General features: G+C 71.0%; 22 protein-coding genes. 4 read left to right on the top strand and 18 right to left on the bottom strand.

The features are described 5' to 3' along the window. Positions 1–7: 7 nt before the first annotated feature. The 10 genes from E3O48_RS17560 to E3O48_RS05430 all read right to left on the bottom strand — a co-directional run bounded on the left by E3O48_RS17560 (position 8) and on the right by E3O48_RS05430 (position 10,715). Positions 8–526, bottom strand: a complete 519-nt coding sequence (locus tag E3O48_RS17560) for a GNAT family N-acetyltransferase (RefSeq protein WP_166788616.1) — start codon at positions 524–526, stop codon at positions 8–10. Between the two features lie 17 nt (positions 527–543). Continuing rightward, positions 544–2,460 (bottom strand): hypothetical protein, encoded by a 1,917-nt coding sequence (locus E3O48_RS17555; RefSeq protein WP_166788615.1) that lies wholly within the window; start codon positions 2,458–2,460, stop codon positions 544–546. Between the two features lie 116 nt (positions 2,461–2,576). After that, positions 2,577–3,386 carry a nuclease-related domain-containing protein gene (locus E3O48_RS05470; protein ID WP_134537596.1) on the bottom strand — a complete coding sequence of 270 codons (810 nt, stop codon included), beginning with the start codon at positions 3,384–3,386 and terminating at the stop codon, positions 2,577–2,579. A 69-nt stretch (positions 3,387–3,455) separates the two neighbouring features. Continuing rightward, positions 3,456–4,616, bottom strand: a complete 1,161-nt coding sequence (locus E3O48_RS05465; RefSeq protein WP_134537595.1) for an alkaline phosphatase family protein — start codon at positions 4,614–4,616, stop codon at positions 3,456–3,458. Positions 4,617–4,623: 7 nt separating this feature from the next. Continuing rightward, positions 4,624–5,073: a TIGR03618 family F420-dependent PPOX class oxidoreductase gene (locus E3O48_RS05460; protein WP_241982413.1), complete on the bottom strand. Its 450-nt coding sequence runs from the start codon at positions 5,071–5,073 to the stop codon at positions 4,624–4,626. Between the two features lie 65 nt (positions 5,074–5,138). Beyond that, on the bottom strand, positions 5,139–6,947 hold the full coding sequence (locus E3O48_RS17550; RefSeq protein WP_166788614.1) for a DUF222 domain-containing protein: 1,809 nt from the start codon (positions 6,945–6,947) through the stop codon (positions 5,139–5,141). A gap of 72 nt (positions 6,948–7,019) precedes the next feature. After that, the gene (locus E3O48_RS05445; RefSeq protein ID WP_134537593.1) at positions 7,020–7,265 is read right to left on the bottom strand and encodes a hypothetical protein; all 246 of its coding nucleotides are present in this window, start codon (positions 7,263–7,265) and stop codon (positions 7,020–7,022) included. A gap of 44 nt (positions 7,266–7,309) precedes the next feature. Continuing rightward, positions 7,310–8,500: an alkaline phosphatase family protein gene (locus E3O48_RS05440; RefSeq protein ID WP_134537592.1), complete on the bottom strand. Its 1,191-nt coding sequence runs from the start codon at positions 8,498–8,500 to the stop codon at positions 7,310–7,312. Then, complete coding sequence (locus E3O48_RS05435) at positions 8,497–9,798, bottom strand: alkaline phosphatase family protein (RefSeq protein ID WP_134537591.1); 1,302 nt, start codon at positions 9,796–9,798, stop codon at positions 8,497–8,499. The genes E3O48_RS05440 and E3O48_RS05435 overlap by 4 nt, the downstream gene beginning before the upstream one ends. Positions 9,799–9,893: 95 nt before the next feature. Beyond that, positions 9,894–10,715, bottom strand: coding sequence for a nuclease-related domain-containing protein (locus E3O48_RS05430; RefSeq protein ID WP_134537590.1), 822 nt, complete (start codon positions 10,713–10,715; stop codon positions 9,894–9,896). Positions 10,716–10,883: 168 nt separating this feature from the next. On the opposite strand from E3O48_RS05430, the gene E3O48_RS05425 reads away from it, so the two are divergent. Next, a complete protein-coding gene (locus tag E3O48_RS05425) occupies positions 10,884–11,774 on the top strand; it encodes an SDR family NAD(P)-dependent oxidoreductase (RefSeq protein WP_134537589.1) in 891 nt (296 codons plus the stop codon). Positions 11,775–11,864: 90 nt separating this feature from the next. Beyond that, positions 11,865–12,431, top strand: a complete 567-nt coding sequence (locus E3O48_RS05420; RefSeq protein ID WP_134537588.1) for a hypothetical protein — start codon at positions 11,865–11,867, stop codon at positions 12,429–12,431. Positions 12,432–12,465: 34 nt separating this feature from the next. On the opposite strand, the gene E3O48_RS05415 is transcribed toward E3O48_RS05420, so the two are convergent. The 6 genes from E3O48_RS05415 to E3O48_RS05390 form a co-directional block, all read right to left on the bottom strand. Continuing rightward, entirely contained in the window at positions 12,466–13,332 is an 867-nt protein-coding gene (locus tag E3O48_RS05415) for an SDR family oxidoreductase (RefSeq protein WP_134537587.1), read from the bottom strand. Beyond that, a complete protein-coding gene (locus E3O48_RS05410; protein ID WP_134537586.1) occupies positions 13,332–13,895 on the bottom strand; it encodes a MarR family winged helix-turn-helix transcriptional regulator in 564 nt (187 codons plus the stop codon). Before E3O48_RS05410 ends, E3O48_RS05415 begins: the two co-directional genes overlap by 1 nt. 270 nt (positions 13,896–14,165) lie before the next feature. Next, positions 14,166–15,551, bottom strand: coding sequence for an MFS transporter (locus E3O48_RS05405; RefSeq protein WP_198413029.1), 1,386 nt, complete (start codon positions 15,549–15,551; stop codon positions 14,166–14,168). A 58-nt stretch (positions 15,552–15,609) separates the two neighbouring features. Then, positions 15,610–16,839 carry an acyl-CoA dehydrogenase family protein gene (locus tag E3O48_RS05400; protein ID WP_134537585.1) on the bottom strand — a complete coding sequence of 410 codons (1,230 nt, stop codon included), beginning with the start codon at positions 16,837–16,839 and terminating at the stop codon, positions 15,610–15,612. 62 nt (positions 16,840–16,901) lie between these two features. Continuing rightward, entirely contained in the window at positions 16,902–18,479 is a 1,578-nt protein-coding gene (locus E3O48_RS05395; protein WP_241982412.1) for an aldehyde dehydrogenase family protein, read from the bottom strand. Further along, positions 18,476–19,846, bottom strand: a complete 1,371-nt coding sequence (locus tag E3O48_RS05390; RefSeq protein ID WP_134537584.1) for an aminotransferase class III-fold pyridoxal phosphate-dependent enzyme — start codon at positions 19,844–19,846, stop codon at positions 18,476–18,478. The genes E3O48_RS05395 and E3O48_RS05390 overlap by 4 nt, the downstream gene beginning before the upstream one ends. Positions 19,847–19,972: 126 nt before the next feature. Between E3O48_RS05390 and E3O48_RS05385 the strand changes: the two genes are divergently transcribed. Further along, positions 19,973–21,517, top strand: coding sequence for a PucR family transcriptional regulator (locus tag E3O48_RS05385; RefSeq protein ID WP_134537583.1), 1,545 nt, complete (start codon positions 19,973–19,975; stop codon positions 21,515–21,517). A 3-nt stretch (positions 21,518–21,520) separates the two neighbouring features. On the opposite strand, the gene E3O48_RS05380 is transcribed toward E3O48_RS05385, so the two are convergent. Beyond that, positions 21,521–22,711: a CaiB/BaiF CoA-transferase family protein gene (locus E3O48_RS05380; RefSeq protein ID WP_241982414.1), complete on the bottom strand. Its 1,191-nt coding sequence runs from the start codon at positions 22,709–22,711 to the stop codon at positions 21,521–21,523. Between the two features lie 315 nt (positions 22,712–23,026). On the opposite strand from E3O48_RS05380, the gene adhP reads away from it, so the two are divergent. Next, positions 23,027–24,037: an alcohol dehydrogenase AdhP gene (gene adhP, locus E3O48_RS05375; RefSeq protein ID WP_134506125.1), complete on the top strand. Its 1,011-nt coding sequence runs from the start codon at positions 23,027–23,029 to the stop codon at positions 24,035–24,037. A gap of 188 nt (positions 24,038–24,225) precedes the next feature. On the opposite strand, the gene E3O48_RS05370 is transcribed toward adhP, so the two are convergent. After that, positions 24,226–26,400, bottom strand: a complete 2,175-nt coding sequence (locus E3O48_RS05370; RefSeq protein WP_370249232.1) for an alpha-galactosidase — start codon at positions 26,398–26,400, stop codon at positions 24,226–24,228. Positions 26,401–26,500 lie beyond the last annotated feature (100 nt).

The following is a 26,500-nucleotide window of genomic DNA, read 5'->3' as shown; positions in this document are numbered from 1 at the left end:
CGCCCGGTCAGCGGTCGGCGAACTCCCCGACCGAGGCGGCCAGGAGCGCCACCACGACGGTGTCGTTCTTGGTGGACTGCCGGCCGATCTGGGCGAAACCGAGGCGGGAGTGGAACGCCAGCGACCCCGGGTTCGGGGGTTCGAGGTTGACCTCGCAGAACACGACGACGGCGGCCGATGCCTCGGCCGAGTCGAAGATCGATCGGTACAGCACCTCGCCCAACCCCTGGCCGCGGGCCCCGTCGGCCACCACGATGCGGTCCACGTAGAGGAACTCACGGGACCGTTCCGCGAACCAGCGGTAGTTCTCACTGGCGTAGTCGGCGTCCGCGGCGAAGACGATGGCGAAGCCGAGCACGTGCTCGGGCGCGGCATCCGTGGTGACCACCACGGCGAGCGCGCACTCGGCGAGCAGCGCGGCGAGGCTCGCCTCGTCGAGGAAGTTCACCGCCGGGACGGCAGCGTTGTTCAGCCGCAGAACCTGGGCGGAATCGTGCAGGAGCAGCGGGCGAAGCGAATGGGGCATGCTGACGACGATACGGCCTAAGCCTCCATGTCGTCGTGGGTGACGATGCGGATCAGTTCGATCCCGCCGTCGGGCTTCTGCCAGAAGTGCATCCGGCGGGCGGCCGGCGTGTTCTGCTCGATCGAGACGCGCATGCACCGGGCGCCGTCCCAGCGCAGCAGGTGCGGGTCGGCCGCGCCGGCGCCCTGGCGCAGCGCGTGCAGGTGCCGTCCGGTGAGGGTCTTCACCCGCCCGGTCAGCACGTCGACGGATGCCTTGAACGCCTTGGCCAGCTGGCCGTCGTCGAGCCCGGACAGCGAGTCCGCGAAGCGGTCGCTGAGCACGTAGCTGTGCGGGAGCGGCCATTCCTCCCGGTCGGATTCGGGTACCCGGTCGACCCAGGCGAGCAGGATCTCGTGGCGCACCCAGCCGGAGGCGTCCTCCCACTGCGCGCGCCGGGTTTCGTATTCGCTGGAGGCCGGGGGCGCGGCGACGGTGCGGCGGGACTCACGCAGCATCCGCTTCTGGGTGCGTTGCTCGTCGCGCAGTTCGGCGACGGTGTGGCGGAGCGTTCCGAGCTCGACGAGGGCGTCGCGCAGCTGCAGCTGCGCCGAACGCGCCTGCTCACGCAGCTTGGCCAGGTCGGAGTCGGTCGCGCCGGCCTCGACGAGTTGGGCCTCGAGCCGGGTGATGCGCGCCTTCGCCTCGGCCAGGGAGAGCTGGGTTGACTGCAGGGCGGAGTGCGGCTGGGCGGGCTGGGCCGGCGTCGGCGCGACCCGGAACGGGATCGCCGGCGCGGTCGGGTGGCGAATCGCGTGGCTGCGGCCCGGTCCGGGAGACGGGCGCGGCGGACGGAACGACTCGTCGAGGTGGGCCATCGCGGCGAGGGCAACCAGCTCGGCCTGGGAGGTCTCGGCCAGCTCGGAGGCCGCCTGCGCCCGCGCGTACTCAACCGGGCTCTGCGCCGAGGCAGGCTCGAGCACGGGCTCGTCGGCGTGCTCGTCGTCCTCCACGACCGGCAGCAACGGACGGTTCTCGCGCAGCCAGGGTGGTCCGTTGCGCACGGCGGAGAGCGGCGGCAGCACGGGCTCGTCGTCGTCGACGTCGCTCAGGCACAGGTGCAGGGCCCCGCTGGGCAGGTGGATGACCCGTGCGGCCACCACGTCGCCCTCGGAGAGGAGGGCGTCGACCTTGTCCAGCGGGTTCGGGGAGATGTCGGCGCGGGTGATGGTGAGGGAGAGGTGCGGGTGCAGGGCGAGCACGGCGCGTTGCGCGCTGACCTTCTGCACGAGGGCGAGGGTGATGCTGCCGTTCGGGAAACGCGTGGCGATCGCCGCATTGGTCGGCGGCTTGACCTCCACGTTGAGCCGGTGGGTGGGCGCGTCGAGGGCACCCTGCACGCGCTGGCCGGGCACGAGGGTCCAGTCCAGAGGCACGGGCGGGTAGGTGAGTTCCTGCCACACGGTCGCCATCCCGCCGTCGTCGAGTTCGACGAGGGCGCGGGAGCCGCCGAGCAGGAAACCCTTGACCGTGCCGGTGACGGTGATGACGGATGCCGGGGCGAGTGCGAAGAGGCCGGCCTGATGGGCGTGGGCGAGGGCATCCGTCACCAGCTGGTCGGTGGCGTGCTGCGGGTCGCCGTGCGTGAACCGGAGGCGGGAACGGGACAGGTCGGCGAACGCGTCCGGGCCGATCGGGTAGGAGCGGCCGGCGCTTCCGTAGACCTGGAACTGCGGCGGCAGCAGGTCGCCGAGCTGGCGGGTGAGCTCGCCGGTCTCGATCAGGAAGACCTTGGCCACGTCTCCGATCTGGGTCGACAGCTGGTCGATCCCGATTTCGGGCACGCTCGTGCCGAACGGTGACGAAACGACGACCCACGGCCGATCCCTGGCGGAATCGTGCAGTCCGATCGCCAACTTTTGTACCGCGGTGCTTGATTCCACACGGGTGTACACCACTGGCTCCCCTCCCGGCCGTCGTGACGGACCGTATGTCGAGGGTACGCCCGACGGCTGGGAGAATTGCCCCAGCCGTTAATATTCGCGGTGTATGCGGTGCATTCTGCTCGGTTTCAGCCGCCGAACAGGGTGCCGATCAGGCCGGCGAGCACGGCGATCAGGCCGGCGAACACGGCGCCGCCCAGGGCGAGCTCGAGCGGGCAGAGCACCCGGCGTTGCAGCCGGGCCGCACGCACCTCCGCCTCGAGGGCGGTGAAGCGTTCCATCAGCCCGGCGCCGCCGTCGACGGGCAGCCCCTCCCACATCTGCGGGTTGTCGAGGACCTCGATGATCCCGAGGCGCGCGGCCGGCCCCAGGACGACCGGAAGTCCGGTCAGCCACTCGACCAGGTGGCGGGCGTCGACGACCTTCACGTCGTCGGGGAGGCTCCGGTAGCGCAGCGAGCGCGGGTTGACGAACACGACCGCCGGGTGCACGGGGTCGGCCAGCGGGCGCCGGCCCTGAACAAGCAGTGTGATGCGCTCGGCCTCGAACCGGGCGTGTCGGATGTAGGGCACGGAGCGTTCCCCGACGAGCACCGTGCGCCGCTCCACCGAGACGTGCTGGCCGCGGTGCTGCTTGGTGTTGATGGTGACGACCCCACCTGGGCCGACCAGCACGTGGTCGATGTCCCAGCCGTGGCCGCCGATCGGCAGGGCGTGGAACACAGCCCACTCCGGCGGCAGCGTGGCCAGCTTCGCGCCGACCTCGATCTCGCCCTCGGCGCCGTCGTACCAGCCCACGCTGGCGGCGGCGAGCGGCGTGCGGCCGAGGAATCGGTCCAGCCTGCCGCGCGGCGGCTTGGTCTCCTGCTCGCGGAGGAGCTTCTCGATAATGAACTGTGCGGCGAAACGCTGCCGCATGCTGGTCCTGCTTACTGCCATCGCGGTATTCCCCCAGCGGCCAATATTACAGAGCAATCCGGCAATCGGGCATAGGCCGGGGCGTGGCGGTCAGGGTGCGATGCGGAAGACATCCGCCCCGAACCGGGCCAGCCCCGGTGCGGAGGCGTAGCCGAGGTAGGGCAGGCCGAAGGCATCCTCGATGCTCGCGAGAAGGCTGTAGTGATTGTAGGGCGTGTTCGATTCGGTGCCTCCCGCGATGAACGGGGAGAGCACGAGGGCGCCGACCCGGCCACCGCCGGGGCCGTCAATGCCGGGCCGGTCCGCGTTCGGCCCGGCCGACTCGCCGCAGCAGGCGGTCGAGTCGGATTCCACACTGTCGGATTCGTCGAAGGTGATCACGAGCAGGCCGTCCTGCCGGAACGCGGGCGAGGCGAGGATGCGCGGCACCCAGTCCCGCAGCCACCCGTCGGCCCCGGCCAGGCCGCCGGCCTCTCCGTCGACGCAGGGGGCGTCGTGGCCGTCGTGGCAGAGGTTCGGGGTGATGATCGCGAGGTTCGGGGTGCTGTCGACGGCGGCCAGTGCGGCAGGCAGGGCGTCAAGGTCCAGCACGTTGCGGGCGCAGTCCGGCGAGCCGGTGATACCGGCGAAGTAGACGAACGGGTTGTGCCGGGCCGCATACCGGTCGCCGGGCCTGGCCCGCTGGGTGTCGTCCCGGTCGCCGGGCGCGGGATGCCGGCAGGACTCCCCCATGTCCTCCGAGTACCCCTTCCAGGTGCGGTCGGTGCCGGTGAGCTGGCCGGCCACCGTGGGCACGCCGGCGGGGTAGACGCAGCCCTCGCCGACGGCCTGGCCGAACGCGGCCGTGCCGGTCTGGTCGAACGCGGTGTAGGTCTGGCAGTCGGACTGGGTCTGCGGGTTCGGGCCCTGGCCCGAAATCTGCGCGATGTAGTTCGGCAGCGAGTGGTGGGCCACCCCGAAGTACTGGGTGAGGAGCACGCCCTGGTCGCGCAGGGTGGACGAGAGGTAGGGAGCCGGCGAGCCGGAACCCCAGGTCTGGTCGTAGCCCTTGTTCTCGAGGTTGATCACCGTGATGTGCTGCACTCCGGGGTGCACCGGCGCGGCCGGGGCTGCCGGGGCGTTAGTCGGTCCGGCCCGGTTCACCGGGCTCGCGTCCCGCGGGCCGCCGGCCTGCCACAGTGCTGCCGCGGCGAGGGCGAGCAGCAGCACAACGGCCGTGCCGACGAACCAGCGCACGCGCGGTGTGCTCATGACACCATCATCCGCCACCGGTCGGGGCGGCCGGACGCATTCGCGGCGAACCCATCACCAGGTCAACCACGATTTCGATCACGACCCGGGTCGGGTTGACGCGCGGCTGCTGGTAGCGCGCGGCGTAGAGTTCGACCGCCCGGGCGACGGCAGCCGGGTCGCGGTCGATGCGCGCGGAGCCGGCGAACGAGATCCAGCGGCGCCCGTCGACCTGGGCGACCGTGGCCTGGCCGCCGCGCTCCACATTGCGCACCTTCTGGGTGCCGTCGGAGGTGATGATGCGCACGACGCCGCCGTCGAGGGTGAAGCCGACTGGCACGGAATGGATGCCGCCGCGCAGCCCGAGGGTCGACAGCACGCCAAGGTGGCGTTCGGTCAGGAAGCCGGCCGCATCATCCGTCAGGTCGCTGGTCACCCTGCCCAATTTAGCGTCCTTCGTCGAAAGTTCCAGACTCACGTCACCAGGCTCTGCCCCTCGAAATCCGGTGGTCGAGCGCGCCGAGCCCCAGGTGGCTGTCCCGGTCATTCTGTGCCCCTGTCCCGGGTCGGCCTGCCCGGGTCGAGTTGGCGGTGGGTCTTGCTGGGGAGTGGGATGAGCATCTGTTTCGGGTCGACCGAGACCGGCGGCTTCAGCCAGTAGTGGTCGCCGCCCCGGAGGATGACCCAGCCCGTGTTGTGGAGGAGCAGGTGGTGGGGGTGGCAGAGGCAGACTCCGTCGGCGAGGTCGGTGTAGCCGTGTTCGAGGAGCCACTCTTTGAGGTGGTGGGCTTCGGTCCAGGCGGGTGGCCGGTCGCACTCGGGCCAGACGCAGCCGCCGTCGCGGGCGCCCATGGCGGTGCGTTGGGCCGGGGTGAAGAGGCGTTGTTCCCTGCCGACGTCGATGGGTTGGCCCGTGTTGTCGAAGAGGATTCCGAGGTAGCCGGTGTCGCAGAGTTGTCGTTGGACGGTGGCCAAGGAGATTGGGGCGGGACTGCCCTCGATGGACCCGTGCCCTGCCGCGAGGACCAGGGCCGTCCCCGGTTGTCCCGGCTGAACGGGCTGGCCGGGCTGGCCGGGCTGGCCGGGTTGGCCGGGTTGGCCGGGTTGGCCGGGTTGATTAGAGGGAGCGGCTTCGGCAGGTCTGACCGTCGGCATGAGCCGGGCATCTGATGTCTCCGGTGCTTCAGCTACTCCCGCGGCGTGGGGTGTTGCCGACGCTGAAGTAAATGTGTCGGCCGGTGCGGCGGTACCGGTGTTAGTTCGGGTGGCGGTGGTGAGGTCTTTTTGGGTGACGATGATGCGCACGGCGGGGCGGCGGCCGCCGAGCATCTGGCCGGGGTCGACTTCGCCGGCGATCTTGAGTAGTTGCACGAACGAGTCCGCGGCGATCTGCGCGGTGCTGCGGGGGTCGTCCTGGACGGCCTTGGCCCAGGCTTTGCGCTTTGGGTCGACGAAGCGCACCCCGCCGCGTCTGGGGCTGGTGATCGAGTTGTAGGTGGAGAGCACGAACTCGCCGTCTTCGGGGGCGAAGAGCCCGTGCAGGCGGACCTTGCCGTTGGCGAGCCGGTAGACCTTGAGGAACCGGTCGTCGTAGGCCTGCTTCTCCCTCGCGGCGATGCCGGCCTGGTCGAGGTCGTCGCGCATCCTTCGGGCGCGGGTGAAGCATTGGTCCGCGTTCAACTGACCGGCTTCGGCGAGCAGCCGGCTGAGGGCGGTGCCGAGTGTGTCGGCGGTGACGGCGGTATCGATATCGCCCAGGCCCTTCCGAATCGACTCGGCGGCGTCGACGGAGAGGGTCCCAGCGGTCACTGCGCGAGCGATCGGCCCCTGCCACGACACCGGGCTGCCCGGATCGGGCGGAACGCTCACAGGTCCGGCCCCGGAACCATCAGCGCGACCGTCGAGACCGCCAGAGTCGTCGCCCGCACCACCATCGACACCGGCCCCGCCAGCGCCGGTCCCGCCCGTACCGGTCCCGTCAACACCGGGCGACCCGAGGCCGTCTGCGGCCTGCCGGTCGGCGGCCTCGGCCCGGGCGAGCATCGTGCCGACGGCAACGAGCTTGAATGCTTCGTTCTTGCTTGCGCCGGTGACCTTCTGGATCATCGCCTCCGGGGAGAGGAACCCCTGCTGAGCGGCCAGGCCGGAATGGCCCAGCTCCGGGCGGGACCGATCGGCGATGGTCGCGGCCATCCACGCGGCCCGGGTCTCCAGCAACCGGCGTGCGGTGGCGATGTCTTTTTGACCGGCCAGCGCCGCGGCATCCGTCAGGGCCTCGTAGTCGGCGCTGGAGCAGCCCAGGCGGGCGACGGCATCCGCTGCCTGTCTGAGTTGCTCTGCCGGTGAGTCCATGCCACGAAGATACCAAAACACGAACACAAATGTGAGTGTTTGTCACTACTTGTGGATAACTTATTCGAAGATTCATTCACGGGTCCCGACAGGCGCGACCACCGGGCGGCTCGACCACCGGGCTGGCACCTGGGGCAGCGGGCGCCAGGTGTTCGGCCAGTCGACCAGGTCGGAGTCCCCCTCCGTGGCCTGGCCGCCGTCGAGGGTGAAACCGACCGACATCGAGTGGATGCCGCCCCTTGGTCCGAGGGCGGACAGCACGCTGCGGTGCCGTTCGGTCAGGAAGCCGGCCGCATCATCCGTCAGGTCGCTGGTCACTCTTCCCAACCTGGCCCGCCGCGAGAGATCTCGGACCGCGGCCGTCAGCCTCCGTTGTAGACGTCGAGGCCGAACCGGTTCAGCCCCGGCGTGGCCGCGTAGCCGAGGTAGGGCAGCGCGAAGGTGTCCTCGATGCTCGCGAGCAGGCTGTAGTGGTTGTACGGCGTGGTCGAGGTGGTTCCGCCGGCCACGAACGGGGACAGCACCAAGGCGCCCACCCGGCCGCCGCCGAGTCCGGTGATCCCGGGCAGCGGGCTATTGGGCCCGGGGCCTTCACCGCAGCAGGCGGAGGCATCGGACTGCGGGCTGTCTGACTCGTCGAAGGTGATCACGAGCACGCCGTCCTTCTTGAACGCCGGTGACGCGGTGATCGCCGGCACCCATTGCTTCAGCCAGTCGTCGGCGCTGGCCAGTCCGCCCGGCTCGCCGTCGACGCAGGGCGCATCGTGGCCGTCGTGGCAGAGGTTCGGGGTGATCATCGACAGGTTCGGGGTGGTGGCGACCGTGGCCAGGTCGCTCTTGAGGGCGCCGAGGTCGACGTCGTTGCGGGCGCAGTCGGGCGAGCCCGTGATGCCCGCAAAGTAGACGAACGGGTTATGCCTGACCGCGTACTGGTCGCCGACCCTGGCCTTCTGGGTATCGTCGACGGCTCCGAGCGACGGATGCCGGCACGCCGTGCCCATGTCCTCCTGGTAGCCCTTCCAGCTGCGCCCGGAGTCGGTGAGTTGGCCGGCGACCGTCGGCACGTCCGCCGGGTACACACATCCGTCACCCACGAACTGACCCGGACTTGCCGTTCCGGTGCCGACGAACGGGGAGTAGGTCTGGCAGTCGGCCTGGGTCTGCGGGTTGGGTCCCTGCCCCGAAATCTGGGCGATGTAGTTGGGCAGGGAATTGTGCGCCACCCCGAAGTACTGGGTGAGCAGCACGCCCTGGCCGCGCAGGGTTCCCGACAGGTAGGGGGCGGCCGAGTCCGCACCCCAGGCGCTCTCGTAGCCCTTGTTCTCCAGGTTGATCACGAAGACATGCTTCGCCCCCGGGAGGTGGCCGGCGGCGGCCCGCGCGGGTGCCGCGCCGGCCTGGTCCTGGCCGATCGCCTGGCCGGCCCCCGCTACGGCGAGCAGGACCAGCGCCCCGGCGGCCGCCCAGCGCAGCCCGAAGAGCCGGCGCAGTGCGAGGGCGAGCCTCAGGGAGCCGCGCTCCGGCCTGGCGTAGGTGACCCGCTTCAGGCTCATGAGAGCACCCACCCGTCGGCGACGGCCTTCTGCCGAAGGGCAGGCCATTCCTCCACGGAGGGGGTACCCGCGGGAGCGCACGGCGCCCCGGCCACGAACGGGGGCACCTGGTAGCCGGGGGCGCTGAGGTTGGCCGGCGTCTCGAAGTCGAGCACCTCGGCGATGTTGCGGGCGGCGGCATCCCGGCTGGTCAGCGGCGCAAGGCCCCAGCGCCATTCGATCGCCTTGAGCACGGAGGTGTGGTCGTAGGTGTCGTGGGCGATGTGGCCTCGCCTGGCGCGGGGCGAGATGACGACCGACGGCACCCGGAAGCCGCGCAGGGCGTTGCCGGGGTCGGCGTCCGGCGCCATGGCCGGGGCGACGTGGTCGAAGAATCCGCCCCACTCGTCGTAGTTCACGACCAGCATCGTGCGGGCCCAGGCCGGGCTGCTGGTGACGGCCGCGTACACCTCGGCCAGGAAGAGTTCGCCGGAGCGGATGTCGGCGTGCGGGTGGTCGTCGCCGGAGGTGCCGGAGCCCTCGTCGCTGAACCGGGGGTCGAGGAACGACACCTCCGGCAGGTCACCCGAGGCGCAGTCGGCCAGGAAATCGGCGTGCGGGTGGGAGATGCCCAGGTATTTCGTGCCCCAGAGCGCGGTGAACGGCACGTCACCGTAGTAGTACTTGCCGCCGAGCCCGGCGTCGGCCAGGCGGTCCCAGATGGTGGGCAGCGTGCTGGTGACCGTGGAGTTGTGGGTGCGGTCGGTGGCGGCGGAGTGCTGGTAGAACCGGTTCGGGTAGGTCTCGGCCATGGTGGCGGCGAAGTAGCGGTCGCAGACGGTCCAGTCCGGTGCCGCCTGGCGCCAGAAGTCGAGGTCACCGGCGTCGTAGTAGCCCACGGCGAACTCGTCGCTCTCACCGGCCTTCAGCCAGCCGTCGCAGGCTCCCCCGTTGAACTGGATCCGCCCGCCCTCGTAGGAGTGGTCGGGGTCAGGGTGGCCGCAGCCCTGGAAGTCGGCAAGGTGGTAGGTGGACCGCGGCAGCCCGTAGCGGTCGCGGTACTTCAACCCGGCCTGTTTGCCGTCGGCGCCGGGCACCCAGCCGAGGAAGTGGTCGAAGGAGCGATTCTCCATCATCAGCACGATGATGTGGTCGATGCCGGAGTCGGCCGGGTCCGGCAGGCTCGAGGCGGCGATCGCACCCGCTGCGCCGGTCGTCGCCCCGGCCGCGGCGTGCGAGGCGAGGGTTCCGCCGGCCACGACGGCCCCGGCCGCCACGGTTCCCGCGGTCGTGATGAATTGTCTTCGTGTCGCGTCCATTCGCCCGAGTAGATCACGCCGAGGTAGCCAAACCGCCCCCGTTCAGGGGGTGTTTCCCTGTCGTTGATGCGATGTTCAGGCGCGCGGGCGCCGGCTCAGCCGGCGAGCCGGGTGGCTTCGAGGGCGTGAAGCACGGCGATGCTGCCGCCGATCGCGACCGCCGGGCCGCCCACCGCCCAGAGCAGGCGACGGATGCCCGCCGACCGCACCCGCGCATCGAGCACGGTGAAGCGGTCCATCAGGTCGTCGTCGGTCTCGGCCAGCGGCAGCGGGCGCCAGGTGTTCGGGCTGTCGACCAGGTCGGAGACCTCCTGCACCTCCCCGGCACTCAGCACGGGGTGGAGCTTGACCAGCCAACGGCGCAGGTCCCGGGAGTCGATCACCTTCACCTGCTCGGGCTTGTCCGCGATGGTCAGGCGCCTCGGGCCGACCAGCGCGAGCACCGGTTGCACCGGCGTGAGCAGCGGCATCCGCTCCCGCACCAGGTTCGTGACCCGTTCGGCCACGAACTCGGCGTCGCCCAGGTGCGGAACCTTCCGGCCGTCGACCAGCATGGTGCGCTTGCCCACCCAGACGTCGGCACCGTGGCGGCCGGTCGTGCCACTGAGGTGCATGGAGCTGATGGTGAAGATGCCGCCAGGCCCGACGACGAGATGATCGATGTCGGCGCCGCGGCCGGCGACGGGAATGGCGTGGAAGACGATCCAGTCCGGCGGGAGCGTCTCCAGGAGGGCTCCGACGGTGATCTCACCCTTCGCCCCCAGGTACCGGGGCATTCCGTCGACGCCGAGCGGTGAACCGCCGAAGAGGCGCGCATACCAGGACAGGGGCGGCGTGCTCCCCTGCTCATGCAGCAGCTGCTCGATGACCGATTGGGCCGGGAAGCGCTGCCGCATGGCTGAACTGTCTATCGTCATCGTTCTCCCCAGCTGCTGACTCGAATCTAGCGACTCGCGGCCGACGGACAGCAGTCCCCCGAAGGGGGTGTTCCCGGTGATTCACCGGCGACGCACCGCCGGCTTCGACGCCGGCTTCGACGCCGGCGAACCGGCCACGGAATCGGCGGACGGTACTACGCTCCGGGCATGACCGAACCGTTTCACCCGAAGAGCATCCTGGTGACCGGCGGCAACCGCGGCATCGGTCGCCTGCTCGTGCTGGAGCTGCTCCGCCGGGGCCACCACGTGGTCTTCACGGCTCGCCGGCCCGACGCGGGCGAGGCCGCGCGGGCCGAGTATTCGCGGCTCCTGCCGGGGGCGCAGGTGGAGTGGTGGCCGCTTGACCTTGCCTCGCTCGCCAGTGTGCGCGGGCTCGCCGGCACCCTCCTGCGCGAGGGCCGCCGATTCGAGGTGGTCGTGCACAATGCCGGCACCCTCGCGCCGCCGCCGGAGCGCCGGATCACCGCGGACGGGCTGGAGGAGACGCTGCAGATCCACACCGTCGGGCCGTACCTGCTGAGCACGCTGCTCCTCCCGGCGCTGGCCAGGCCCTCCCGCCTGGTCTTCATCGGGTCGGCGCTGCACGAACCCGGCAGCCGGGGCGTGCCGGTGCGTTTCGGGTTCGACGACCCGTTCCTCGACGCGGAGTACCATCCCGACCGGGCCTACAAGAACGCGAAACTCGCCCAGCTGTGGCTGGCCCGGGAGTGGGAGCGCCGACACGGCGGGGACGGGGTGCACGCCGACGATGTCTGTCCCGGCTTCGTGCCGGTCACGGCATCCGCCACGGCCCGTGGCGGCATGCGCCTGCTGCTGCGCTGGGTGCTGCCGCTGATGCCGTTCGCGACGACGCCGCGCGCCGCCGCGCACCTCGAGGCCGACTGGGCCGAACGCGACCCCGCCCTGCCCGGCGACGCCTATTTCGACGGCGCCCGGGTCACCGAGCCGAGCGCCGACGCGCGGGACCCCGAGCTGGCCCGGGCGTTCTGGGCGCTGCTCGAACGGTGGGCGCCGACCCGCGGGCAGCCGCACGGCTGAGCTGCGCCTGTCACCGCGCAGGCTGGGAAGCGAGATTTTCTCGGCGCGGCTGTCACCCGAATGCGGGGTCCGTCCCCCACACTGGGGGGCATGAGTTCCATCACGACAACGAGGCTGCAGAAGCGAACGTGGATCGTCGCTGCCGTGGTGGGCGCGGCCGCGCTGCTCGCGACCGCCGGGATCGACACCGCGGGGGGCACCGACGACACTCGGCTCACCGGCACGGTGCTCGCGCACGCGAGCGACGCCGCCCTGGCCGAGCTGGGCCCCGGCACCGTGACGGATGCCCACCGCCGCACCGCCCCCGGCCCGCCCTACGCCGTGGAGACCCGGCTCGCGAACGGGGTCGAGGTGACCGTCGAACTCGACGCGTCGTTCGCCGTGGTCTGGGTGAGCGCGCCCGGCTGGCTCGGCGACGCCGCGGCCGGACTGCCCGCGCGCGCCCTGGACGGCGCCGAACATGCCAGCGTCGAGCGCACCAGCGCCGAGCAGGTCGCCCTCGCCGAGGTGGGCGGCGGCACCGTCACCCGGTTCGTGCGCAGCGACGCCGTCGACCACGCGTTCGAGGTGGAGGTCACCCTCACGAACGGCACCAGGAAGGTGATCGAGCTCACCCAGCGCAGCGAGGTCGTGCGCCCCTCCGGCGCGACCGGCTGACCGGACGCCCGCGCCCTGCTCTCCGGTCAGCCGGTTACCCCCAGAGCGCCTGGTGGTCGATCGCGAATTGCCGGAATGACGTCGCCGGCGCTCCGGTGAGCCGACGGATGGCACGGTTCGGGAGTGCGGACACCTGCAGCCGCACGATCCGGTAGATCATCTCCTGCACCGCGATGAAGTCCGTGGAGGCACCCCGGGCCGCGAGTCTGGCGCTGTACTCCGCGGCGGTCGGCCGGGCGTAGCTGATGCGCCGGCCGAGCACCTCCGAGAGGATGCTCGCGACCTGGTCGTAGGTCAGCGACTGCTCGCCCGAGAGCGTGTAGGCCCTGCCCAGATGCCCCGGTTCGGTGAACACGCGGGCGGCGACCCGGCCGATGTCCCTGGCATCGATGAACGCCGTGTGGGCGCCGGCGGCCGGCAGGTAGATCTCGCTCCGCTCCCGGATCTCGTCCCGGTACACGGTCGACAGGTTCTGCATGAAGAAGTTCGGCCGCAGGAACGTGTAGGGCGCCTTCCGCTCTCTCAGGTGCTTCTCCACGGCGTGGTGCGGCGTGGCGGTGTTGAACTGCACGCCCTGCAGGGAGAGGAACACGATCTGACGGATGCCCTGCTCCAGCGCCACATCGATCACCGGGAGCAAGGTGTCCCCGACGTTCGCGATCGCCGGAGGGCGCAGCAGGAACAGGCGGTCCACCCCGGTGAAGGCGCCCGCCCAGCCGGACGGGACGGCGAAGTCGAACGCGCGCGCCTCACTGCCCGGCGCGATGCCTGCGCCAGAGGCATCGCCGCCGGGCCCCGGAGCACGCACCGCCGATACGACATCCTCGCCGGCCGCGACCAGGGCGCCGGCCACCGCCCGCCCCACCGTTCCGGAGGCCCCGGTCACGAGGATGCTGCCCATCAGGTGCTCATTTCTTCTTCGCCCGCGGGCCTGCGCCCCGGGTCCGTCGATGCCGGCGCCGGGTTCGGCGCCGCCTGGACCTTGTTCAGCAGCCGTTCCAGCTCGGCCACTTCGGCGGTGGTCAGGGCGTCGAATCGCGGCGCCAGGGCGACGGCGTAGTCCCGCTGGAACGCGTCGACCTCCACGGCGGCGTCGGCCGTGAGACGGATGATGCGACCCCGGCGGTCGGCGGGATTGACCTCGCTGGTGACCAGGCCGTCCGACCGGAGGGCGTCGACGAGTTGGGTTACCGCGCCGCTGGTCACGCCGAGCGCGGCGGCCAGGCCGCCGACGCCCACGCCGCCGGTGCCGCTACGGGTGGCGGTGCCGGTCGCCTGCGACAGCACGAAGAGGAGGTCCAGTTGGGACCGCCCCAGCGCCCGGCCCTGGAACGGGTAGCTGCCGCGCGCCGTGAACTCGCGGTTGACCGTGCCGATCGCCGCGAGCACCCGGGCGAGGCCCTGCTGTCGGTTCGCGCCACCCTCCCGGCCCCCGTCCGCGATGCCCGCCTGCCTGCCCATCATCCCCCGCTCCCATCCAGTGGATTTAGTTTAGCTGCTAAAGCATTCAATGCACCAGCGAGTCCGGTGTGCCGGCGGTCTCCGGCCGGCCAGCGCCGGTACGCCTGGGGCGGGCCGGGGCGGGCCGGCATCGATGGTGGCGGCTGAGCGTGCGTGCGGTAGCGTGAGCAGACGCAGCAACGGCGCCGACCGGGTGAATTCACCCCGTGAGCAGACGCAGCAGCGGCGCCGACCGGGTGAGTTCACCTCGGGTGGCGCCGCGCGTCCGCGGCCCTACCTGGCCGCCACCCTGGCATCCCGCAGCTGTTCGGGCGTGATGATCGCGATCGACGAGGTGTCCTCCAGCGAACGCCCCTTCGTTTCGACCGCCCACGCGTAGGTGACGACGAAGCCGATCACGGTGAGGATCGCCCCGATCAGCATCACCCCGCTGACGCCCAGGTGGTCCAGGCCGATCGGCATCAGGAATGTGCCCGTGGCCGCGCCGATCCGGCTGATGGCGACGACGATGCCGACGGCGGTCGCACGGATCTCGGTCGGGAAGAGCTCGTTCGGGTAGATCCACTCCATCAGGCTGGGACCGCCGGAGACGAACGCGTAGAAGCAGAACGCCAGGATGACGAACCACACGGGCCCGTGCGGAAGCAGCCAGAGCGCCAGCAGCGGCACCGCCATGAGGGCGAAGGGAATGACCGTCATCGGGCGCCGGCCGAGGGTCTCGACCGGCTTCAGGGCCGCCGCATTGCCGATGACGAAGAGGAGGCTGATCACGGCCGTCCCGATGATGTCGAGGCTGCCTCCCTCCAGGCCGAAGGACAGGAGGATCATCGGGCCGAAGATGTAGATCGCGTACTGCGGGGTGATCTGGGCGAAATACAGCACGCCGCACATGATCACGCGCTTGCGGTACTTCCGGCTGAGGACCAGGCGGAGAGCCTCGAGGGTGGGCAGGGTCTTGTCCTCGGTGTTGACCGTGCTGAGGGACACGTCCCGGTGGCCGTAGACCTGTTCGATCACGTCGTGGGCCTCACTGATCCGGCCCTTCTGGATGAGCCAGCGCGGCGATTCGGGGATGCCGCGACGAATGACCACCACGATGACACCGAGGATTGCGCCGCTGAGCAGCATCCACCGCCACAGCCCGTAGCCGCCGGACGCGGTGACCATCACCCAGCCGACCAGGAAGGCGGTCATCGCACCGAGCCCCCAGGCGAGGGCGGAGAGGCCGATCATGTAGCCGCGCTTCTTCACGGGTGTGAACTCGGTGAGCAGCGACGTGGCGATCGGATAGTCCGCGCCGATGGCCAGGCCGATGATGAATCGCAGGACGATGAGTTGCCACGGACCCTGGACGAACGCGGTGAGGAAGCAGGCTCCCACGAGAACCATCAGGTCGACGGCGTACATCTTCTCGCGGCCGATGCGGTCGGTGAGGGTGCCGAAGACGATGGCCCCGAAGAACATGCCGATCAGTGATGCCGCCCCGATCAGGCCGACCTGCACGGGGCTCACCGGGAAATCCGCGACGAATCCGACGAGGGCGACTCCGATCAGGCTGAGGATGTACCCGTCGAGGAACGGTCCCCCGCAACACGCGATCAGAAGCTTCCGGTGGAACTTCGAGGTGGGGGCCTCGTCCATGATGGCTAGCGAACTCATTCGATCTCCTTTGATGATGAGTGGGGTGTTCAATGCGGGTGGAACCGGGGACGGAAGCTCAGCGGAAGGCCGGGATTCCGGTGATGTGGTTGCCGATGACGAGCGTGTGCACCTCGTCGGTGCCCTCATAGGTGCGCACGCTCTCGAGGTTGTTCGCATGGCGCAACGGGGAGTAATCCAACGTGATGCCGTTGCCGCCGAGCACCGTGCGAGCCTCGCGGCAGATCGTGATCGCCTCACGCGTGTTGCCCAGTTTGCCGATCGAGATCTGGTGCGGCTTCAGCGTTCCGGCGTCCTTGAGCCGGCCGAGGTGCAGGGCGAGCAACGTGCCCTTGTTGATCTCCAGCGCCATGTCGACGAGCTTCTGCTGGGTCAGCTGGTAGCCGGCCAGTGGCTTGTCGAACTGCATCCGCTCGCCGGCGTAGGCCAGGGCGGTGAGGTAGCTGTCTCGCGCCGCACCCATGACACCCCAGATGATGCCGTAGCGCGCCTCGTTCAGGCAGGCGAACGGGCCGCTCAGCCCCCTGGCCTTCGGCAGCACCGCCGAGGCGGGCAGGCGCACGTTGTCCAGGTCGATCTCGCACTGGATGGAGGCCCGCATGGAGAGTTTCGGGCCGATCACGGTGGCCGTGAACCCGGCCGTCTCGGTCGGCACGACGAATCCGCGCACCCCGTCGTCGGTCATCGCCCAGATCACGGCCACCTGGGCGACGGCGGCCAGCCCGATCCAGCGCTTCGTGCCGGTGATCACCCAGTCGTCGCCGTCACGGCGGGCGAAGGTGGTCATGCTGCTGGGGTCTGAGCCCGAGTTCGGTTCGGTCAGCCCGAAGCATCCGATGTATTCGCCGGCCGCCATCCCCGGCAGCCATTCGTTCTTCTGCTCCTCCGAGCCGTGCTTGTGGATCGCGCTCATGGCGAGGGATCCCTGCACGCTCACGAAGGTGCGCAGGCCCGAGTCCCCGGCCTCGAGTTCCAGCGCGGCCAGCCCGTACTCGACGGCGCTGCGGCCGGGGCAGCCGTAGCCCTTCAGGTGCATTCCGAGCAGGCCCAGCCTGGCCATCTCGGGCACGATCTCCAGGGGGAAGACCGCGTTCTCGTACCAGCCGGCGATATTCGGCCGGATGGTCGAATCGACGAAGGCACGCACCGAAGCGCGCAGGGCCACCTCCTCGGCGGTGAGCAGGGAGTCGATGTCGATCAGGTCCGAGGTGTCGATCGGGGGCGCGCCGACGATGCCGGCGGGAGAGTCGGACAGTGCGGGTTCGAGATGGGTCGAGAGATCAGTCATGGGATTCGCTTTCGTCGGGTGGTGCCGGAAGTCAGGGTGCGCGGTGTCTGGTGCGTGCGCAGTCAGGCTGTGGGCAGCGTCAGGCGGCCGTCGATGCGCCGGGGAATGCGCCACGGGTTGTCGGGGTGAAGGGCCGCCGGCAGGTGCGCCGGATCGGCATTCTGCACCGCGACCGGCCGCACGAATCGGTCCAGCGCGCCCGCGCCGACGCTGGTCGCGTCGGACCGGGAGGTGGCCGGCCACGGCCCGCCGTGCTGCATGGACCAGCTGGTGGCCACTCCGGTCGGCCACGCGTTCAGCGCGACCCGGCCGACCTGGCCGAGCAACCGGGCGACGACCCCCGCCGATTCCGGGTCGCCGGGACCGCCGGTGAAGACTGAGGCGACCAGGCTAGGCTGCAGCCGGACGAGGGCGTCGAGCGCCCCGGCGGCGTCCGCGTATTCGCAGATGAGCGCGACCGGGCCGAAGCACTCCTCCAGCAGGCGCGAGCCGGGGTGCAGTTGCTCCACCCGCACCAGGAAGGCCTGCGGGTCGGCCGCGTAACCGTCGGCGGGGTCGAGGAAGGTGTCCGCGGCTTCGGCGCCGGTGGCCTCGGCGCCGGTGGCCTCGGCGCCGGTGCCGGTGGCCTCGGCGGCCCTGGCGAGGCCGGCCAGACCCGCCCGGTAGCCGCGCGCGATCCCGGCCGTCAGCAACGGGGCCCGGGGTACCTGCCCGAGCTGCGCCCGCACGGCGTCGAAGATGCCGGCACCGGCGGGCGCGAAGAGCAGCCCGGGCTTGGTGCAGAACTGGCCTGCCCCGAGGGTGAAGGAGCCGACGAAGCCGGCCGCGATCCCCGCGCTGTCGGCCGCGGCATCCGTCGTGACGAAGACCGGGTTCACGGTGCCCATCTCGGCGAAGACCGGCACGCCGCGCGCGGCGGCGCGTTCCACGAGCGCCATCCCGCCGCCCTGGCTGCCGGTGAACGCGACCGCGGTGATCTCCGCGGCGTCGACGAGCTGGAGTCCCGCGTCGAAGCCGACGACGAGGGCGTAACTGCCCACGGGGGCCCCGGCCCGGTCGAGGGCGTCGGCGACCAGCTCCGCCAGCCGCACGCTGAGGCGCGGGTGGGCCGGGTGCGCCTTGACGACGACGGGGCAGCCGGCGCCGAGCGCCGAAGCCACGTCGTGGCCGATCACTCCGAACCCGAACGGGAAGTTGCTGGCTCCGAACACCGCGACCGGGCCGACCGGGATGTTCCACCGGGACAGGGTGGAATCGCCGCCGATGCCCTCGGTGCCGGCGCCCAGGTAGCTACCCTCGGCCGCGACCGCGCCGTAGAAGACGGTGCTGGCGGCGCACTTGGCGAGTTCGCCGCGCAACCGGTCCGCGCCGAGGCCGGTCTCCTCGCCGGCGAGCTGCACCAGTTCGTCCTCGTGGGACCTGAGGGCGTCCGCGACCGCGGCGAGCCAGGCCTCCCGGGTCGCGGGGCTGGTGCCGGCGATGCGGGGAGCCGCGCCCAGCGCCCGCCGCAGGATCTCGGCGACCTGTTCGGGCGCGGTGTGCGGGACGCTGCCGTGCTGCTCCCCCGTGCGCGGGTCGAAGCTCGGGTCGACGCCGGGCTCAACGCCGGGGTCGGCTGCCGGTGCCACGGGCCCGTTCACGCGTGCACCGCCGCGCCGACGGACTGCTCGGCGTAGACGGACTCGACGGCTCCCCGCAGCACGAGGAGCCCGTCTTCGAGCAGATCCTGGCCGATGACGAGCGGGGGAAGCAGACGGATGACGTTGCCGTAGGTTCCGCAGACGAGCACGAGCACCCCCTGCTGGTGGCAGCGCGCGGCGACCGCGGTGGCGAGCTCGGGGCGCGGCTCGAGGGTCTCCCGGTCGGCGAATTCGATCGCGAGCATGGCGCCGCGCCCGCGGAAGTCGACGATCGGGGAATCCTCGGCCACGAGCGGCTCCAGGATGCGGCGGGCGGTCCTCTCGATCCGCAGCGCCCCGGCCAGCAGGTCCCCGTTCTCGAACGCCTCGAAGACGCCGAGCGCGGCCGCGCAGGCCAGCGGGTTGCCGGCGTAGGTGCCGCCCAGTCCACCGGTGTGCACGGCGTTCATCAGCTCCGCGCGCCCGGTCACGGCGGTCAGCGGCAGCCCCCCGCCGAGCGCCTTGCCCGTGACGAGGAGGTCCCCGGCGACGCCCTCGTGCTCGCTGGCGAACATCGTGCCGGTGCGTCCCATCCCGGCCTGCACCTCGTCGAGCACGAAGACGATGCCGTGCCGGGTCGCCAGGTCTCGGAGCCCGGCCAGGAATCCGGGCGCGGGCACGATGAACCCGCCCTCGCCCTGGATCGGCTCGATCACCATGGCGGCGAAGGTCGCGGGGCCCTGCTCGGCCAGGATCGCCTCCACCCGGGCGAGCGCATCCGTCGTGGCATTCTCCGCGCCGCTCGGCCAGCGCAGCGGAGCCGCCATCGGCGCACGCACGATCTCAGTGGGGAAGGGTCCGAAGCTGACCTTGTACGGATTGTCCTTCGCTGTCATGGCCATGGTCAGCAGGGACCGTCCGTGGTACGCGTCGTCGAAGACGAGGACCTTCGCCCGGCCCGTCGCGGCCCGCGCGATCTTGACGGCGTTCTCCACGGCCTCGGCGCCGGTGGAGAACAGCGCCGTGCGCTTGTCGAAGTCGCCGGGAGTGTGGGCGTTCAGCCAGGAGCAGACCGCGGTGAACGAGTCGTACTCGGTGACCATGAAACAGGTGTGGGTGAAGCGGTCCAGCTGCTCGGCGACCCGGGCCTGCACGAGCGGGTTGGCGGCTCCGACGCTGGTGACCGCGATGCCCGAAGCGAAGTCGATGATCCGGTTGCCGTCGACGTCCCGCAGGATGCCGCCCTCGGCCCGGTCGATGAACACCGGCAGGGCGATCCCGAACCCGCTCGAGACCTGCTGCACCCGTTCGGCGTGCAAAGCCGAGGACCGGGGCCCCGGAATCACGGTGCGGAGTAGACGGGATTGGGGAACGGTCGCTGTGTCCATCGCCCAAATGTAGGCGAGGGCATCACGCCCCACATCGTGCGAAGCGTCCAGGAACCTGCCGGGTCTTGGCTAGAGTGTCCAAGGTATTCCCCGTTTCAGAGTCGAAAGGGCCCCCACGTGGCGACAATGAGCCTGACGCAGCTTCAGGAACGACTGGGAAACGATCTCCACTGGGCAGCCGAAGGGCGCCCCGTCGGCCGCATCCTCACCGGAGTGCACATCTCGGAGCTGGATGACCCGACACCGTACCTCGGCGGCGGTGAGCTTCTGCTGACCACGGGGATCCCCCTCTCCGGAGGCGGCGATCAGGTGCGCCGATACGTCCGCCGTCTCGTCGACAAGGGAGTCGCAGCGCTCGGCCTGGGACTCGGCGCGGGCACCGACACCGTTCCCCCCGAACTGGTCGAGGTCTGCCGGGAGGCCGAACTGGCGCTGCTGATCGTGCCGGATGGCACGCCGTTCATGCAGGTCTCGCGGGCCTACTGGGATCTCCTGGCAACCAGGGAACAGGCGGAATTCGCCGCGAACCTCGGTCTGCAGACCGGGCTCGCACGCGCGGCCACGCGGCCGGGGGCAGCGGCATCCGTCGTCAAGGCACTCGCCGAGGCACTCGGCGGCTGGGCCGTGTACCTCCCCGCAGACGGAACCGCGGAATCGATCTGGCCGCCGGCGGAAAGCCGGGTGCTGCCGGAACTGCGCGAAGAAACGGCGCGGCTCAACCTGGCCGGAACCCACACGGCCGCCACGTTCCCCCTGATGGGGACCGACGTCGTCGAGTACTCGATCATCGCGGACCAGCGCACGGCCGGCTTCCTTGCGGTCGGGGCCGGGCGGCCGCTTCGCCCCTCCGACCGCCAACTCATGCTGACCGGCTGCATGCTCCTGTCGGTCACGGTGCAGCAGGCCTGGGAGCTCAGCCGGGCCAACACGATCCTGCGCGGAACCGCGGCGGCCCTGCTGTTGCACGGTCATGTCGATGCCGCGCGAATCGCCGCGGCCGAACTCGGCCTCGCCCCGCTCACGCAGCGGGCCCGACTGCTGGCCGTCACGGGCGAGGGGGTGGACCTGCTCAGCGTCGACGAGCTGGCCGACCTGGTCGCCGCACTCACACCGGGCGAGGATTCCGCGGAACTGCGACGCAGCATCCGGCGATCAGGGCTGAAATGCACCGTCGAGGGTCTCTGCTATCTGGTGATCGAGGAGCCGAATGCCGAACCGGCCGCAACGGCGCCGCGGGAGGAGCAACCGCCGGCAGCCGCGGACAGGACGTTCAAGCCGGCCGTGGATCCGGGCCGATTCGCGGCGGCGTTGAGCGAGCCGCTGCTCCTGGCCAAGCTCGCCGGCGCCGTCTCCGAGGTCGGCCGGGCCTGCCGGCGGGCTTCGCCCGGGCACCTCGTCCCGTTCGTCGACGCCCTCGACCCTCGCTCCGAAGCCTGGGTCGATGCGCTCAGGGGCTACACCAGGTCGGATCTGGTGGGAACAGTGCGCAGCTACCTGCGCCACCGCGGCCAATGGGAGGCCACCGCCCGCGACCTCGACCTGCACCGCAACTCGCTGAGGCACCGAATCGCGATCGCCAGCACTCTCATCGACGCGGACCTCGACGACCCCGACGTCGCGGCCAACCTGTGGCTGGCCCTGCGCGGCGCCGATCGGTCGCCCGTCGGCTGAAGATCAGGGTGCAGCCAGCCAGGCGCGGATCGCAGAGCTGTGCTCGCCCAGGGCCGGTGGCGCGGCCGTGCGCGGAGCCAACGGCGGCGTCCAGCTGACCGGATGCCGGATCTGGCGTCCCACGGTCACGCCCGACGCGTCCTGCACCTCGATGGTGGGTTCCAGTCCCAGCGCATCGGCCAGGTCGATCCCCTCCGCGATGGTGGACACCCGGCCGGCCGGGACGCCCGCGGCGGTGAGCCGTTCGTGCCAGGAACGAGCCGGGGCCTCTCGGAGCCTCGTCTCGAGGATGTCCACGAGTTCCACGCGGTGGTGGACGCGGGCCTGGTTCGTCGCAAACCGCTCATCCGACGCCAGCCACTGATCACCGAGCACCCCCGCGAGCCGGGCGAACTGCCCGTCGTTTCCGCAGGCGACCGCCAGCGGGCCATCGGCGCAGGCGAGCAGCTGATACGGCACGATGGACGGGTGGGCGTTGCCCATCCGTCGGGGCTCGACGCCGGCGCCGAGGTAGGCCTGGGCCTGGTTGGCGAGTGCCCCCTGCAGGCTCGACAACAGGTTCAGCTCCAGTCGCGCACCGAGCCCGGTCGTCGCCCGCGCGTGCAAGGCGGCCAGGATTCCGATCGTCGCGTCCTTCGCGGTGAGCACGTCGACCAGGGCGACGCCCGCCTTCATCGGATTGTCCGTGTCACCGGTGATGCTCATCAGCCCGCCCAGCGCCTGCGCCATGAAGTCGTAGCCGAGCAGGTCGGCCCCTCCGATGCTGCCGAAACCGGTGATCGACGCGTAGATGAGCCCCGGATTCTCCTCCGTCAGATCGCCGTAGCCGAGTCCGAGGCGGTCCATCCCGCCCGGTTTGAAGTTCTCGACGAGCACGTCGGCGCGGAGAGCGAGCCGTCGGGCGGCGGCGAGGTCGGCGGCATCCGCCAGGTCGAGTGTCAGGGATTCTTTGTTGCGGTTGACGCCCTCGAAATAGGTGGCACCGGTTGCCGAATGCGGTGGACCCCACGAGCGGGTGTCATCGCCGCTGCCCGGCCGCTCCACCTTGATCACCCGCGCCCCCAGGTCGGCCAGCGTCATCGTGGCGAGCGGACCTGCCAGGACCCGGGAGAAGTCTGCGACCAGGATGCCGTCGAGTGGACGGGAGAGGGGCCGGTCGGACCCGTCGATCTGCTGCACGCCTGCTCCGTTCAGTGAGGACACGGGGAACCGGTCCCCGTGGGTGGGTCTTCCCGAATCTAGCGGGCACGGCGACCCGAATCATTGGACGGATCATCCAAAGGCTGTGCGACATGCCCTTGCTCCGGTCGGCGCGTGGCCTCGCCACCAGCGACATCAGGACCCGTGACGGTGTGCGCAACGTTGCACGCAAGCCCGCGCAACGCACCTCCACCTAGCCTCGGACCACGGACGATGACGTTCGTACTAGGGAGTGAAGCAATGACATTGACTGAAACGACCACCCGCGAGACCGGCCGCGAGACGCCGGGAACCAACACCCTTACGACCATGCAGGCCGCCGTGGTCAGGACCTTCGGCCACGACCTGGCCATCGAGGATGTCCGGATCCCCACGCCCGAGCCCGGCCAGGCCCTCGTGAAACTCATCAGCACCGGCGTCTGCCACACCGACCTGCACGCGGTCGAGGGCGACTGGCCGGTCAAGCCCAGCCCGCCGTTCATCCCCGGCCACGAAGGTGTCGGCACGGTCGTCGCCCTCGGCGAGGGCGTCACCGACCTCGCGGTCGGCGACGTCGTCGGGAACGCCTGGCTCTGGTCGGCGTGCGGCAGCTGCGAATACTGCCAGACCGGTTGGGAAACCCTGTGCGAACAGCAGCAGAACGGCGGCTACAGCGTGGACGGGTCGTTCGGCCAGTACATGCTGGTCGACTCCCGCTTCGCCGTTCGCATTCCAGAGGGCATGGACCTCGTCGCCGTCGCCCCGGTTCTCTGCGCGGGCGTCACCGTCTACAAGGGCCTCAAAATGACCGAGGCCAAGCCGGGCCAATGGGTCGTCATCTCCGGCATCGGCGGGCTCGGCCACCTGGCCGTGCAGTACGCGAAGGCGATGGGCCTCCGTGTCGTCGCCGTGGACGTGGCCGACGACAAACTCGCCCTGGCCCGCCTGCACGGCGCGGAACTGACCGTGAACGCGATGAACGAGGACCCGATCGAGGTCATCCAGCGAGAGACCGGCGGAGCCCACGCCGTGCTCGTCACGGCCGTGCACCCGCGGGCGTTCGCGCACGCGATCGGGGAGGTGCGCCGCGGCGGGACGATCGTCTTCAACGGGCTGCCGCCGGGCGACTTCCCGGCGCCGATCTTCGACATCGTGCTCAAGGGGCTGACCATCCGAGGCTCGATCGTGGGCACCCGCAAGGACATGGCCGAGGCGCTGGACTTCTTCACCCGCGGCCTGATCCACCCGACCGTGACCACCCGCGGCCTCGACGAGATCAACGACGTCTTCGACGAGATGAAGCACGGCAAGATCGACGGCCGCGTGGTGATCACCTACTAGCCGGCCTTCAGCGTGAGCGAGCGGCGCCGTCCGGGTGGGTTCCCCCGGGCGGCGCCGCGGTGCGCGGGGCACGAATGGCGGGCTCGAGGTGCCTCCCCCGCCGAGATCAACCCTTTCGGTCGAAACCGACCCGCGCACCGGTAGGGTTCGACCGGAATGGTGGAACTCGACCGGCAACGGGGCACGGGCTACCGCGGCGCCGGCACCACGTCGACGGTGTAGAGCGCGGCCTGCTCCGGGGAGAGCAGCGGCGCGGGCAGTCCGATGACCGCGAGCACTGAGCCGGGCAGGGTGATGCCGCCCGCCGCGAGCCAGCCGGGCGGGGCATCCTGCACCGTGCGCGGGGCGCCGCCCAGGGTGATTTGGGCCACCCGGTAGCTCTGGTCAGGGTCGAGGCCCGGGAAACGGAGCGGGGCGGGCAGGGCGGCGCGCGCGGCGGCTAGGGCCACGTAGGCGAACACCCCCGTGGAGCGGTCGGCCGAGACGACGCCGTGCAGTTCTAGCGCGGGGTCGCTCGTGTCGGCGTGCACGACCGTTCCGGAGTGCAGGAGCGGGCGGAGCGCTTTGTACCGGGCGACCCAGTCCGCGATCGCGTCGAGCTCGGCCTCGCTCGCCTCGGTGAGGTTCCACTCGATGCCGGCACTGCCGAAGAGGGCGGTGGCGAGCCGGAACCCGAGGTCGGCGGTGCGCCCTGTGGTGTGCGCGGTCGCCGCGCCGAGGTGCCCGCCGAGGTATTCCGGCGGCACGAGCACGCCCGTGTAGCGCTGGATCAGCTGCCGTTCGAGCGGGTCGTTGGTGTCGCTGGTCCAGACCCGGTCGACCCGTTCGAGGATGCCGAGGTCGATCCGGGCGCCGCCCGACGCGCAGGATTCGATCTCCACCTGAGGGTGCGCGGCCCGCACGGCGTCGATCAGCCGGTAGAGGGCGGCCGTCTGCCGGTGCGCCGAGCCGGCCAGCAGGTCGCGGTTGTGGTCCCATTTGAGGTAACTGATCGGGTACTCGGTGAGAAGGGCGTCGAGCCGAGCGAAGAGCCAGGCGAAGGCATCCGGGTTGTCGAGATCGAGCACCCGCTGGAACCGCCAGGTCGGCGACCCGTCGGTGCCGAGCACCCAGTCCGGATGCCGCCGGGCCAGGTCGGAGTCCAGGCTCACCATCTCGGGTTCCACCCAGAGGCCGAAGTCGAGGCCGGCCCCGCGCACATGGTCGATCAGCGGGTGCAGCCCCTCCGGCCAGGTGGCCGGGTCGACGAACCAGTCGCCGAGTGCGCGCCGGTCGTCGGAACGCCCGGTGAACCAGCCGTCGTCGAGCACGAACCGTTCGACGCCGACCCGCGCGGCCACGTCGGCGAGGCGGCTCAGCGTGGGCAGATCGTGGTCGAAGTAGACCGCCTCCCAGGTGTTCAGCACGACCGGGCGGCCGGGCGAGCCGCCTGGCGCCCCGGCCGCCCGGAGCGTCGACCAGGACCGGATCCACGGATGCAGCCTGGCCGACAGCCCGTCGAGCCCGGCAGCCGAGTACACGGCCACGGTCCACGGCGAGGAGTAGCTCTCCCCGGCGGCCAGGCTGAGTTCCCCCGGCGCGAGCAGCTCGCCGCTGCCGAGCGTTGCCGCGCCCAGCGGGCTCCGCTCGGCCCAGGTGTGCTTGTCGCCGCTCCAGGCCAGGTGAGTGGCCCACACCTCGCCGGTGCGGAAGCCGAACCCGGGCGTGCCGGCGACGGTGAGGAACGCGTCGTCGTGGCCGGGGCGGCCGTGCCGTGCCTCACGGCTCCAAACTCCCTGGCCCAGGATGCCGCGCTGCGGCCGGCGCTCGTGGCTCCACAGCCCGGTGAAGTCGAGCAGCTCCGCTGCGCGGTCGGGCACCGGCAGGGTGACGTCGAGCGAGCCGAGTTCGAAGGCCGACCTGCCGGTGTTGGTGAGGGTGTGCCGCACCCGCAGCACACCCTGCACGGTGAGTTCGAGGTCGGTGCGCAGGTCGAGGCCGGCGGCGGCATCCGTCAGCAGCACGGCCAGGGCGAGCGGGCCGGCCGGGCGCACCAGGGCCAGGCGAAGGTCGAGCGGGGGCGTGCCGTCGCCGACGCGGAACCCGGTGAGTCCGGGGCGCCCGCTCCAGCCCTCCCGGGCTGTGGGCAGCAGAGTGAGACGGAGCGGGATGTCGACCGAACTCGGCGGGATGGCGGGCACGGCCGAATCGGCGAGCACGGCCAACTCGGCGTCGGAGAGCGCACCGAGGTCCCCGCCCCAGTGCACGATGACGGGAACGCCCGGGCCGCGGGCATCCAGCACAAGGCCGGCGCCCGCGGCACGGAGGTGGTGGACCATCGACGGGGCACCCGACGCGGCTGAGGTCGGTGCAGGGGTGCTCACGTGGTCTGCTGCTAACTGGTCGTCGGTGCGCGAAAGAAGGGAACGGGCCAGGCTGGCGGCCTTCGTGGAACAAGCCGGGGTGGCCGGCCGCGAGGACCGG

The organism is Cryobacterium sp. HLT2-28 (assembly GCF_004402495.1).
Lineage (GTDB): Bacteria > Actinomycetota > Actinomycetes > Actinomycetales > Microbacteriaceae > Cryobacterium > Cryobacterium mannosilyticum.
This window is presented reverse-complemented; position numbering and strand designations above follow the sequence as displayed.

What these genes read in the sequence shown, in the direction of transcription:
- E3O48_RS05415 (WP_134537587.1), bottom strand. Translation starts at nt 13,332, where the DNA reads ATGGGCAGCATCCTCGTGACCGGGGCCTCCGGAACGGTGGGGCGGGCG.
- E3O48_RS05430 (WP_134537590.1), bottom strand. Translation starts at nt 10,715, where the DNA reads ATGACGATAGACAGTTCAGCCATGCGGCAGCGCTTCCCGGCCCAATCG.
- E3O48_RS17550 (WP_166788614.1), bottom strand. Translation starts at nt 6,947, where the DNA reads ATGGACTCACCGGCAGAGCAACTCAGACAGGCAGCGGATGCCGTCGCC.
- E3O48_RS05470 (WP_134537596.1), bottom strand. Translation starts at nt 3,386, where the DNA reads ATGGCAGTAAGCAGGACCAGCATGCGGCAGCGTTTCGCCGCACAGTTC.
- E3O48_RS05400 (WP_134537585.1), bottom strand. Translation starts at nt 16,839, where the DNA reads ATGACTGATCTCTCGACCCATCTCGAACCCGCACTGTCCGACTCTCCC.
- adhP (WP_134506125.1), top strand. Translation starts at nt 23,027, where the DNA reads ATGCAGGCCGCCGTGGTCAGGACCTTCGGCCACGACCTGGCCATCGAG.
- E3O48_RS05435 (WP_134537591.1), bottom strand. Translation starts at nt 9,798, where the DNA reads ATGGACGCGACACGAAGACAATTCATCACGACCGCGGGAACCGTGGCG.
- E3O48_RS05465 (WP_134537595.1), bottom strand. Translation starts at nt 4,616, where the DNA reads ATGAGCACACCGCGCGTGCGCTGGTTCGTCGGCACGGCCGTTGTGCTG.
- E3O48_RS05440 (WP_134537592.1), bottom strand. Translation starts at nt 8,500, where the DNA reads ATGAGCCTGAAGCGGGTCACCTACGCCAGGCCGGAGCGCGGCTCCCTG.
- E3O48_RS05425 (WP_134537589.1), top strand. Translation starts at nt 10,884, where the DNA reads ATGACCGAACCGTTTCACCCGAAGAGCATCCTGGTGACCGGCGGCAAC.
- E3O48_RS05390 (WP_134537584.1), bottom strand. Translation starts at nt 19,846, where the DNA reads ATGGACACAGCGACCGTTCCCCAATCCCGTCTACTCCGCACCGTGATT.
- E3O48_RS05405 (WP_198413029.1), bottom strand. Translation starts at nt 15,551, where the DNA reads ATGAGTTCGCTAGCCATCATGGACGAGGCCCCCACCTCGAAGTTCCAC.
- E3O48_RS17560 (WP_166788616.1), bottom strand. Translation starts at nt 526, where the DNA reads ATGCCCCATTCGCTTCGCCCGCTGCTCCTGCACGATTCCGCCCAGGTT.
- E3O48_RS05420 (WP_134537588.1), top strand. Translation starts at nt 11,865, where the DNA reads ATGAGTTCCATCACGACAACGAGGCTGCAGAAGCGAACGTGGATCGTC.
- E3O48_RS05385 (WP_134537583.1), top strand. Translation starts at nt 19,973, where the DNA reads ATGAGCCTGACGCAGCTTCAGGAACGACTGGGAAACGATCTCCACTGG.
- E3O48_RS05410 (WP_134537586.1), bottom strand. Translation starts at nt 13,895, where the DNA reads ATGATGGGCAGGCAGGCGGGCATCGCGGACGGGGGCCGGGAGGGTGGC.